The organism is Pirellulaceae bacterium, from assembly GCA_029243025.1.
GTDB lineage: Bacteria > Planctomycetota > Planctomycetia > Pirellulales > Pirellulaceae.
Window position 1 is genome coordinate 40895 of sequence record JAQWSU010000036.1, and the last position, 12255, is coordinate 53149.

Consider the following 12255-nt stretch of genomic DNA (forward strand, 5'->3'; position numbering starts at 1 on the left):
CAATTTCTTTTGGTATAGCTTTTATGGCATAGCGCACTTGCGAATCTGGTTCGCTCGAAGTCGCGTTGGTGTGAACAGTCTGATTTCAAGAATTCTTTCGAGGCATCGGATAGATCACCCTCAGGAGATTGCATTGGTCCTAATTCGCGGCGGTGAATCCGGCCTCGATTGCGACGAGATTTGTACTTGCTCGACGCCCACCAACCGGAGCAGTGTAGGAACTGGGTTCCGCGGTTGATGGGGCTTGCTGAGTTAGCGCTCTTTCCTGATCGCTCAAGGCTGCTCTCTTGCTCGAACTCGATGTTGTCGACGTGGATTGAGTTTAAATCTGCGTCTCGCTTGACGTGTGCGACAAGATGTCGTACGTTGGTGTGCATCTGTCGTACATGTCTGAAGGAGTTGAGTGAATGGGGGTCGAATCGCTTGCCAATGCTGAACTTGCGGTCATGGAACTGCTTTGGGAGGCTGACCGCCTAACCGCCCGGCAGATCCGCGACCAGCTCTATCCGGGAGAGTCCCGTTCTGCCAATGGAACGGTTCAACGATTGCTGCAACGACTCGAGGCGAAGAGCTTTATTGAACGAGATCGTGATCTTCCGGTTCACCTGTTTTCTGCCTTGATCGGTCGTGAAGCATACGCGGGAAACCAATTGAAGTCGCTGGCGGATCAACTCACCGGAGGATCGCTGGTTCCCGCCATCACGCATCTGCTCGATGAGAATCAACTTTCACGCGCCGAAATCACCCGATTGCGCGAGATTCTCAAGGGAGGCAAGTCATGACCAGCCTTCTTCTCCAATTCGCAATCAGCAATCTCCTACTGTCAGTTCCGCTTGCACTCATTGCCTATGCTGTTCACCGGAGCCAGCGGTCGCCGACAGTCGCACATCTGCTGTGGGTGCTCGTGCTTGCGAAGCTGGTTACGCCGCCGATCTTCTCAGTTTCACTTGACTTTTTGCCGAACATCAGCACTCAGGCAGCTTCAGCCATCGCCCAAGGAACAAAGGCTCCATTGGAGTTCGAAACCGATTTGGCGCTCGTTAAAAGCAACGCCTCGATCGAATCCGGACGGGTAGCATGGTCGGACGGATTGAACCATTCATGGATTGCGTTTTCCAAAACCTGTGTCTTCGCGCTGTGGATTTCAGGCGGTCTGTTTGTACTCTTGCACTCATTGAATTCGGTTTTTAGATTCAACCGGCGACTTCGGGTCGCATGCCGACAAGTTGACCCGGATTTGCAGCGACTCGCCACCGAAGTCGCGGAACAACTGGGGCTCCGCTGGAGTCCCAAAATCTATTCTGTTCCAGCGGAAATTTCACCGCTCGTTTGGTGGATAGGCGGTCGTGTAAGAGTCGTTATTCCGGGAAGGGTTAGGCAACAGTTTGCACCGGATGAAATAAAGTTGATCCTTGCCCACGAATTGGCACACATCAAGCGATGCGATCACCTGGTCCGTTGGCTCGAGTGGTTGGCATGCGTCGTATTCTGGTGGAATCCGGTTGTATGGTGGTCCCGTCGCTGTCTTCGGGTCAATGAGGAGTTGTGTTGTGATGCCATGGTGTTGCGTGCCTTGCATCCCGAGCCACAACGTTACGGCTTTTTACTACTAACGATTATTGAGCTTCTTTCCTCCCCGGAGATCCGCCCACCGGCAGAGGCATGCGCAATTGATAGCGGCGGTTCCCTTGAAAGGAGATTTCGAATGATTGTTTCGATGAACACTGTCGCACCGATACCACGTTGGTTGAGTGGAGGTATGTTGGCCTTGGCGATGGGTTTGCTTCCCCTCGGTATCGCTTATGCGCAGGACTTCGATGCATTCGAACGGCGACTCGGGGCTGCCGTATCCGATGGTGAAATCAATTTGTCCCAGGCCCAAGCGATGATGCGTGCATTGCGGGCAACCAGTGGAAATCATCAACTTGAGAAGTTAAAGGCAGGTATCGAACAAAGATTGCGGCACGTCGGAGAGGAGCTTCGCAAGCGAGTCGCGGCGGGTGAAATCACTCAGAAGCAAATGGAGGGGGAATACGAAGCTGCGGAACGGAAGATGTGGACGCATTACCGCGAGGCCGAATTGAAACACCACCGTCAAGAACGAAACCACGTTGAAAACGAAGACCTTGAGAAGCTAAAGGCAGGTATCGAACAAAGATTGCGGCACGTCGGAGAGGAGCTTCGCAAGCGAGTCGCGGCGGGTGAAATCACTCAGAAGCAAATGGAGGGGGAATACGAAGTTGCGGAACGGAAGATGTGGACGTATTACCGCAAGGCCAAGATGCAAGGCGATCGCGGCAAAGACGAGCACGTCGAGAACCAAGACGCGCTGCGTGAAAGGTACATGTATCGCATTCGTGAGATCGAAGAGGCTATGAAGTCCGGCGAGATCTCGCCGGAGGAGGGCGCTCGAGCTATCGAAGAAACAAAACGAGGCATGGAAAAGGCCGTTCGTGATCGTAAAGAAACTTCCAGCAGTTCATCAAGCAAAGACGACGCGCGTCAGAACTTAAAGACAAAAGATGTGGAGCCAAGGTTCGTGCCAGAGGAGGAATACACCCGCGTTGAGGCGGAGCTTAAAGAGCAAGTTACCGCCGGAAAAAACAGTGAGAAAGAGGTGTCGCGAGAGCTCACCCAATTGCAGAACGCCAACAATATGGCTCACATCGAGAAGTCTGTCCGCGAAGGTGAAATGACTCGTGCCGAAGCCGATGAGCTTTACGCGAAGCTTGGGATCAAGTAGCCGCGACTGGCAGGTTCAGAGCTTTGCTGTGACGTCTTCGGACATTGCCCTCGTCTGGTTGCCGATGGCAACCGGACAGTTTGAACGATTTACAAGCTGTTGAGCAGAAACAGCTTGCGAGGTGGTCGCGTCTGAAAAAGATCGGGGCAAAAGATGCGATTAGCACTTCTTTTCTGCGGCATCGGAGAGGGATGAACGTTCCATCGCCCCAGGTGAACGCAGATGCTTTCGATGCTGGTCTGATGCGGCGACAAATAGTTTTTCATTGATGACGACCTTTACGGTATAGCAGTTGATTCCTTACGGTTCGCAACGGGCAACTTAAGGTTGGGGCAGCCGGTTGGTTCCGCCTCCGTGCGCCGTTCCGATCACCAGATCGCTGAGCGTTGTTCATCGTCAGCCGTTTCGAACTTCCAACGATGAAGACCAGAACGTACCCCTCTGTGTAGCGTAATGTGTACCCCCCTGCAGAATCGCGAGCTGTCGTTTGCGGATGAGGTTGTGAGCTCCACCTGAAGTGAACGAGATGGGGTTTTCTGCGTTTGAATTGTCGCTCTCGAGTCGATTGCGAAAAGTTTTGGCAACTTTCGGAAGTATTTCGCGACCGGTTATGACCGGAACGTCGTTCAAAGAACAGTATTGACACATGCGTGTCTATCCCAGGACAACGGTTTAGGGTAACTCGCAACCTGTATCGTCAGTCAGGGATCGATCCTTCGTTTGTACCTGTACGTTACTGGATCCGAAAAAACGAGTGACGTTTCTGGTGCTGCCCGAAGCTCATGTGACGGACTGATGTTGAGGCCATGATATCGGGGAGGGATTTCCAATGAACTTGACTTCGAAACGTCGGAGCCAGCGCCGTATTTTCAGCAGCGAAACTTTGGAGCCAAAGATCTTGTTGGCCGGGGATCTCACTGCCAATGCGATCGAATCCAATACGGCCGATCGTGTCACCAACACTGAAATGATTTTGCGAGATCGTTCTTTCCTTGGCATCTCTGAAGACACAGCCGACGGTGTGGGTACCATTCTTACGGGGGAGGTTGATGGTCCGATAGGTGAGCTGCGAGAGCTAGACGTTGTTCATCTTGGCGGGACACCAAACGGTCGGCTGGGATCTTACCTGGTTGCGGGCGTCGGCACGGGGTCGGCAGCTCAATTTTCTTCATGGTCAGTAACCGAAGATTCACCAGCTCCAACTCATTTGAGCGATACAGACCCCATTCCAGGTCGCGACTTCAAAGTCCATGTTTTGACACCGCTGGAGAATCTGGAACTGGCACGTCGCCCATTCATCATTAGTCGCGTTGGTCCCGACAAGAATCTCTGGTTGAATTCATTTCACCTTTCGATTTCTGGTGATTTCGTCGCGGACGATGTTCGCGGATTCGATCAGTTGGAGGTTATCTCGCACGCGATTGCGCATCGCCCCGCTGAAGATCGTGCTGCGTGGGCACAGGTGGTTACTCCTGTGATTGGTCGTAACCCAGGAGGCCAGCTGGAGCTGCGCGTCGTCACTTGGCGCGTTAATGAACAGACGCAACAGATTCAAGGCTTGTACGCCTCTGATCCATTAGACGTTACGGGGCTAAGCGATTCACAGAGTGAGCTGTCAATCCACCATACTGGGTTTAGCAATTACACGATCAACTTAAAGAATAATTCTAACCGTGTTGTCACACGTTACGTCTCTGTCGGGGACGAGGGACAAGTTTTCGATGCGGGTGGTGGCGCATCGGGCAGGGACTATCAGGGCGGATCCACCAGTGACTGGACTGATAACCTCGCGGCAGCCCCGCTCAATGCCGACGCATCTGTTGCGTTTACCGACTTGAATGGCCAGCAGGAACTGACTGTTTGGGAGCGACGCACTGACGAGTGTTTCCTGTTCATCTGTACGGTCGCCCCATATCGGCTCGGCAGTAGCGATGACGACCAGAATCCGAACCATCCTGGCATCACGATTGACGTTCCCAATTTGACTCATGCCTATGCACCGTCGCCGGAATCGAACGAGTTCTTTGGGACGTCGGTGGCTGTCGGCGACTTCAACGGTGACGGCTTCAATGATGTAGCCGCCGGGGCTTCGGGACAATCGATTAACGGTCAGGCTAACGCGGGAGCAGTAACCGTTCTCTATGGATCCGAGAATGGAATTTACAATTCGCCGCTTAACAATACTTGGTCGCAGGATTCCCCTGGCATCACGGGTGTTCCTGACGAGGGCGATCGTTTTGGTGCTGCGTTGGTCGCCGGCGACTTTGATGGTGACGGCAAAGACGATCTCGCGGTGGGTGTGCCCGGCGAATCGATCGAAGCAGATGGGTTGGCTGAAGTCGGTGTGGTTCAGATTCTCTATGGCAGCTCACAGGGCATCACCGCTGCAGGCGACCAGCTATTCCGCCAAGGAGCAGGCGGAGTCGCCGGACTTTCTGAGGCGTACGACCATTTTGCCGCCTCCTTGGCCGTTGGCGACTTCAACAATGATGGGCGTGAAGATTTGGCAGTCGGGATTCCCGATGAAGACCACAACCAGCAGGGCCTGGTTGACGCTGGGGCAGTCCACGTCTTTTACGGTGCGAACGGCGGTTTGGACGGAAATGGAAATGATGTCACCTTTCACCAGAATTCCCCAGGGTTTTTGAGTAGTGCTGCATCCGGCGACCAGTTCGGCTTTGCCCTCACCGCCGGAGATTTTAACAACGATGGAAATGATGACTTAGCGATCGGGGTTCCAGGAAAACGGGCGTTTGGGATGAGTGACACCGGCGCGGTTCATATTGTGAGGGGATCGGGGATTGGCATCACCGCCAACGATCAGTTCATCACTCAGGACGGGATCGTTGCTAATAACAACGTCAGTGGTGGAGACATCAGCGACGCGACAGAATCCGGAGATCGTTTTGGTGAAGCCTTAGCGGCGGGTGATTTCAATGCGGATGGTTTTGTTGACTTGGCGATTGCTGCGCCCATGGAAGACGCCAACGGCTTCGTCAACAGTGGTCGAGTGCACGCGTTGCTCGGATCCAATAGCGGCATCACTCGTGTGGGTGAGGAAATCTTCGACCAGGCGACACCGGGAGTTCTCAGCGATCCGGAGCTTGGCAGTCGATTCGGGGCCACGCTTGCCGCCGGCGATGTGGATGGTGATGGCCCACAGGATCTGTTGGTGGGCGTTCCTTATCAAGACCATCAGGAAACCGATCAGATCACTTATGCGAATACCGGAATTGCCGTGCTAATACGCGGAGATCAGAACTCAGCGCTCACTGGATTTGGCGGCGAGATGCTGAAACAGGGCGTCAACGGAATCCAAAATTCACCGAATCCGGGAGATCGTTTTAGCGCAGCAGCCCTGCTTGCCGACCTGAATAACGACGGCTTTGCAGATGCCGTCATCGGCGTTCCGAACGAAAAGCAAAGTCGCTTTAGCTCGGAACATAAGAATGCGGGTGCTGTCCAGATGGTTGACGGTGGCGCCAACGGTTTTACCTCCAACGATGTTCTTTGGGGCCAGGGAGTGGCACGTCATATCCGCGCCATGGCGGCTAATGGAAATTGGGAGCAGCAGTACGGCACAGGGAATGGGACTCTGTATGAACTCATGCCGTCCGGGGAACCGTTAGCGGTTCATGCAGCGAGCGTCACGAAAGCGACAACGCTCTTGGTGACGGTCTTGGCGTTGGAACTACCCAACTCGCCCATCGCACTCACCGATCAGGTCACGATTAGTGAAAGAGCGGCGGATACAGGCGGCAGCAAGATGTCTGGCACCCAGGACGGGGAAGACGCATTGCTTGAGGAAGGCGATATCCTCACGCTCGAATCTTTGATGTATGGCATGATGATCCACTCCGGCAACCGCGCTTCGGTTGCCATCGCCGAACACGTTGCCATGAACGTTCTGAATGCGGGTGCTAATCAAGCCATGGAACGCTTTGTCGACGAGATGAACGACCTGGGCAGTCTGCTTAATCTCGATGATACTCGGTACGGACACCCGGCAGGCGGCAGTGTGACAACGCCACAGGATCTGATCACGATGTGGCGTGCTGGTTGGCAACATCCTCTCTTCCGACAATTTTCTAGCTCCGAAAACAGCATTGAGGCGGCCACGTTGAACTTGGATCCGCCCAAGATCTTCCAGCTCGATCGCACCAATGGATACGTGGGACAAGACGGATGGAAAGCTGGACACGGCCGAGTCGGCGACGTTTATGACGAGCAAGGGCAACTGATCGAAGTGCCGATCTGCACACAGTGCCACGTGGGACAGGCGCGGCGCGGCGGACACACAGTCGTGGTTGGAATTCAGCAGTCAAAGGAGGATATGTCCAATGCGAGGGAGCTGTATGACTTCAGTTTCCAAAAACTGTTTACGCCTGATCGACGTGGTCGGTCGGCACCGCCGTCTGGCGGTCCGGGGGGGATTGTCGGGCCGGGGCCTCAGATGGGCGATATTCATTCCCTCGCAGTCGATCATCTCACGGACTCGTGGATCGTCACGGCTGCCATCGACGACGCGCAACACCTTCAGTTGATCACTTGGGCTGTAAACGTCAATGGCGGCAATCTTACGCCCCTTGGCGGCGCCATCGACACCGTTGATAACTTGCCGCAAGGCAATGAAATCGCCAGCCAAGCGACCGACATGGTCCGTCTTCCGGAAGGACCACGCGTTCAGGGTGACTATGTGACGGCTTCCATCGAAAGCGGGAATCTGCGCCTAGATGTCTGGCGAGTGGGAGCCGAAGTCGTTGATCCTCCCGAGCCTCCCGGTTCAAATATCGCTGACTTTACAGATGACCAAACGGTGGATGTTGACGACATCACACGCTTGTGCAAGGAAATCAACGCCCCACGTCGAAACCTCGCTTTTGATTTGAACAACGACAACCGAGTCGATCGAGGGGACTTGGATACTCTGGTGCACGATATCTTGGAAACTAGCTATGGTGACGCGAATCTGGACGGCCAATTCGATTCCAAAGATATCGTCGATGTCTTCGTTGAAGCTCGCTACCTAGTCCCGTCTCGTGTCCCCACAACCTGGGATCAGGGCGATTGGAATTGCGATGGCAGCTTCGATCAAAGCGACTTCGTGGATGCGTTCACCGACGGCGGTTACGTGGGGGCCTCGCCGGCCAAGTCAGCCAGCATCGTATCGGATATCAGGGAGGTGGGCGCCGCGATCGATCACAACGACAAACCCAAGCTGCAGTGGGTAACTCCTGCGTTCCAGCCACGTTTGCAGCAGCTTGTCGAACGACGCGCAGCCACTCTCGAATCGCTCAGTCGTGACAGGTTGTTCGCAGATGACGCAAGCTTGGACGACCTGGGTGACCCGACAAACCGCGCTCAAGAGGTTGCCCAAGTTGATCTGCTTCTTGCCGATTTGGACGTGTCAACATTGCGTTTGCTTACCAAAGAACGGCTTTGGCCCACGGAATAGAAATCCCTTTCAGCAAAACGAAGTTGCTGGAAGGTATGGGGCCCGCTTTTGTGACTTGGTCGTGCTTTGAAAATAGCGACTTGCCTTGTCTTTGGGCTCACACGCTTTTATGGCATCGCGCATTTGCGAATCAGGTTCGCTGATTGGCCTACACACAGCGGGCTCGTCTCCGTGACCGCACCGCTGCAACGGATGAAAATTTGAAACGGAGGGAGGTGTCCAAACCGTTGGGTTTGGCGGAATTCGGCTATCCTTTGAGGATGACCAAACCGCTGTCTCAAAAGACTTTCCGAAATTGCAGGAGGTGTCATTTGTGCATGAACACCTCCGAGCTTCGCCGGAAAGAACAACACCGGTGCGTGATCCGATTAGGCGTGTCGGACGGTACGTTCGCTCCAGTGCCAGGAATTCAGTTCTGCTATTTTATTTTACTTCCGTTGTTAATTCTTCACGAGTCTTAGCACCGTATTTGCGAAGGAATTCAGCAGTCTTGTTCCGCCCATTCGCCAATGCTTCATCCAGTGGAGTTTGGCCTTTTCCATTCAACTCATTTGCCCTTGCTCCGTTGGCAATAAGTAGTTCACAAACCTCAGAAGCATGCTTTTCTGAATAACTTCGCGCCACTTCATGTAAAGTTGTTTCCCCCGGTTTAGCACGGTACGGTTCATCGTCGTTGATCATACTTCCCGATTTGAGTTTCACATTGACATCCGCCCCTTTGTCTATCAGCATTTTCGTCAATTCCAAATACATTTCATGACTTTTTGGATGACCTTGAGCCGCCCCCCACGCCGCTGAATGCAATAAAGTCTCCCCCGTACGCTGCGTCTTGGCATTTACATCTGCCCCGGCGTCAATGAGCAATTGAGCAGCTTCCTTATTACTCGCCAAATGCAATGGTGTATGGTGGGTGTCATCGATCACTTTTACATTAGCTCCCCGATCAATCAGCAGCTTGATCATGGTCAGGTGACTCCCTTTCCAATCGGCGTTTACGGCATGGTGCAAGGGAGTCATGCCGGGTTCATCTTGCAAGTTTACGTTTCCGCCTTGATCAAGGAACTTTTTGACTGCCGCAAGGTTTCCAGCGGACACGTTATTCAGCAGGCGCGCCTCACCACGGCCTAAATAGACCGAATCTACATGAGGATTGCAGCCAAGCAAAAGAATGGACGTCAATAAAGTGGAAAGGATTGGTCGCAACGGTTGCTCCTTGGATGTTCGATGAGAAATGCGGAAGGATACCCGTCTCTATCTGGAAAAGCTTCGTGAATTCTGGCCAACTCTGGCTATTGTGGGATCCTCGCTGGATTGCTTTGCATTGCAAAGTAAGTGACTTTCAACGATTTGTCAAACTCAATCGAGACCCGCAACGGAATTCAAGTTACATTACCGTCGGTAAGTTTTGGTGCGATGACAACGTGTCGCATTTCGACAGGAAAGATCATCTCGGAGGTAGAAATTTGAAAATCGCTCGATTCTGTTTGATCTATTTAGCCGTCCTAAATGTTTTCGTGGCCAACCCGTCTCTCAAAGCAGATGATCCCGTGCCGACGACGTGGCGGAAGCATACGATTAATGACCGGTCGCCGTTTGAAGCCGTTGGAGTGGCCGACTTCAATGACGATGGCAAACTGGATGTGTTTAGCGGCGATTCCTGGTATGCGTCTCCAAACTGGGTGCGGCATCAAGTACGAGATGTTAAGCCGGGAACGAATCCGCACTACCATGAAGACTTCGCCGACGCGCCGATCGATGTGAACGGCGACGGTCGGATCGACATCGTGACGTGTGCGTACTTCAGCCGTCGCATCGCTTGGGTTGAACAACCCAAGGATCCAACCCAACCCTGGACCGAACATCTGATCGATACTCCAGGGTCAATGGAGACCAGCTATTTGGTCGATCTGTATGGCGATGGCACACCTGTCTATTTGCCCAATGTTGGCGGACAGGTCGTCTGGTACGAGCTGACATCGGCCATGCCGAAAGTGGAATGGAAGCAGCGTCGATTATCGCCGGAAGGAGCCGGACACGGTATCGGTCATGGAGACATCAACAGCGACGGTCGGATCGACATCATCACTCCGAAAGGCTGGTACGAACAGCCGGCCGATCGAAATGCCGACTGGAAGTTTCATGCTGAATTTGAACTGGAGGCGGCCAGTATTGAAATCATCGGACATGACTTTGACGGTGATGGAGATACCGATGTCGTCTGGGGAATGGGGCACCAATTCGGTCTGTACTGGCTGAAGCAATCGAAAGACGCGAGTGGAAAACGCATCTGGACGAAAGAAGATATTGATAGCGGTTTTTCGCAGGTTCACACGCTCCATCTGGCCGACTTCGACGGCGATGGCGAACAGGAGTTTGTCACGGGGAAACGCATTTATGCCCACGCGAGTGAACCCGGAGCCACTGCCCATCCGTGCATTTTTATCTACCGCTTTGATCGGAAGGCGTTGAAGTGGATGAAGACCATTGTCTACAAAGGTTACCCGGCTTCAAACGCTCCGGCAAATGCCAAACAGCGGGATGCTCTTAAAGATTTCCCACGCGGTTCCGCCGGGACAGGGCTGCAGATGGCGGTAAAGGATATGGACAACGATGGCGACATCGACATCGTTGCGCCTGGCAAGTCGGGCCTTTATTGGTTCGAGAACTTGCGGATCACGAAGTAAGCGGATTATCAAAATTCTTGAAGCGTGAACCGTGGCTCAATCGCTACACAATCCTTCCAGGAGTCGGTTTTTAACAACCGCGGCCACAGCCGCCGGCAGCGACCGATCTCGCAAGTCCTTAGCGAATTACTCTCCGCCGTCTGCATTCGGGGCCGTCTGCATTCGGGTTTGCACCCAGGGAAATTGGTGCAAACCGCTGTGAATTGTGGGTAATTGGGACGCCTCACCCAAGGCGAGGCGTGTTTCACGTTCTCCGCCGCCCTCAAGCTACAGGCTACAGCAATCGATCCAGGATCAGATTTGTGGATTCGGTGATCCGTTGGTCACGCGGACGCAGATCCGGATTGAAGGACTCGCCGGTGAGGTGCTGCAACCCCTGGATGTAGCGGACAGCGATTTCGTTTGCCTGTTCTTCGGTGAATTGCTGACCCTTCTCCTTGACCATGCCACGCGCGAATTCCTTGGAAAAGGAGACAGGCTTACCGTCGCGGGTGGAGACGTTCCCTGCTTCGTCGAGCCTCCAGAAACGCGACGAGTCCATGGTGTATAGTTCATCCGCAGATACGATGCGTCCTTCCGCATTGATCCCGTGCTCGGTCTTGGTATCAACTAGCACCATCCCCCTTTCGGCCAGGCACTGTGTCACGATACCAAACGCCATCAGAGAGGCATTGCGCATTTGGGCGTACTGGCCCTCGGTGCAGACGCCACTTTCGATGAGGTAGGCGACATCTGTGGTGCGGTCGACCTTCTCCTTAGTGCTTGGAGTGTCCATGAGGTACGGAAGCCGACCATTGGGTTCGAGAGTGGCGACGTCTAACTCGTGGCCGGCATACTGCATGATGTTCTTTCCCTCCTCCTTCGCGATCAGCCAATGTTGATAGAGCGAGGTGGAGGTCGAACTCTCTGCCATGAAAAGCCTGAGCACGTTTTCGACCATCAATAGTTTCAGGTTCTCGGCTGGGATCACGGTGGAAGCAGGCGAAAGGCCGTCGACTTCGAACTGCGAGGAGCCGAGCACTGGCTTCACCAGTCGGTGCATGTGATCGTGATTAAAGGCCAATACCTGGTCCTTAAAAGGAATCGCACCGCGGTTCACATCGTGGGTCGAGATGCGGTTATTTCGGAACATTAGGCGTATGGGCTTTCCGCACGACGTTTTTAGGTCGTCGCCAAACACGGAGTCGGACACCTTGCCTTCCAGCACCGTGCAGCCGCTGAGTCGCGGCAGTTCGCCATCGGCAATCAGTTTTTTGACCGGTCGGCCTTCATTTACCGCGGCCCCGTGGGCCGCTACCAGTTCGCGAATTTCCCGTTCATTTAGCATAGCAAAACCTGGACTGCTGAAGTTACATTTGGATTGGTTCGTTGGG

6 protein-coding genes are annotated in these 12255 nt (G+C 53.8%); 4 read left to right on the forward strand and 2 right to left on the reverse strand.

The annotated features are described in order from the left end of the window. Positions 1-407 precede the first annotated feature (407 nt). The 3 genes from P8N76_17440 to P8N76_17450 all read left to right on the forward strand — a co-directional run bounded on the left by P8N76_17440 (position 408) and on the right by P8N76_17450 (position 8198). On the forward strand, positions 408-782 hold the full coding sequence (locus P8N76_17440; protein ID MDG2383459.1) for a BlaI/MecI/CopY family transcriptional regulator: 375 nt from the start codon (positions 408-410) through the stop codon (positions 780-782). After that, complete coding sequence (locus P8N76_17445) at positions 779-2743, forward strand: M56 family metallopeptidase (GenBank protein MDG2383460.1); 1965 nt, start codon at positions 779-781, stop codon at positions 2741-2743. The genes P8N76_17440 and P8N76_17445 overlap by 4 nt, the downstream gene beginning before the upstream one ends. A gap of 829 nt (positions 2744-3572) precedes the next feature. Continuing rightward, positions 3573-8198 (forward strand): FG-GAP-like repeat-containing protein, encoded by a 4626-nt coding sequence (locus P8N76_17450; protein ID MDG2383461.1) that lies wholly within the window; start codon positions 3573-3575, stop codon positions 8196-8198. A 423-nt stretch (positions 8199-8621) separates the two neighbouring features. On the opposite strand, the gene P8N76_17455 is transcribed toward P8N76_17450, so the two are convergent. Continuing rightward, complete coding sequence (locus P8N76_17455) at positions 8622-9401, reverse strand: ankyrin repeat domain-containing protein (GenBank protein ID MDG2383462.1); 780 nt, start codon at positions 9399-9401, stop codon at positions 8622-8624. Positions 9402-9466: 65 nt separating this feature from the next. On the opposite strand from P8N76_17455, the gene P8N76_17460 reads away from it, so the two are divergent. Beyond that, the gene (locus tag P8N76_17460) at positions 9467-10882 is read left to right on the forward strand and encodes a VCBS repeat-containing protein (protein MDG2383463.1); all 1416 of its coding nucleotides are present in this window, start codon (positions 9467-9469) and stop codon (positions 10880-10882) included. 274 nt (positions 10883-11156) lie between these two features. Here P8N76_17460 and P8N76_17465 read toward each other — a convergent pair whose 3' ends face one another. After that, the gene (locus P8N76_17465; protein MDG2383464.1) at positions 11157-12209 is read right to left on the reverse strand and encodes a phosphoribosylaminoimidazolesuccinocarboxamide synthase; all 1053 of its coding nucleotides are present in this window, start codon (positions 12207-12209) and stop codon (positions 11157-11159) included. Positions 12210-12255: the final 46 nt, after the last annotated feature.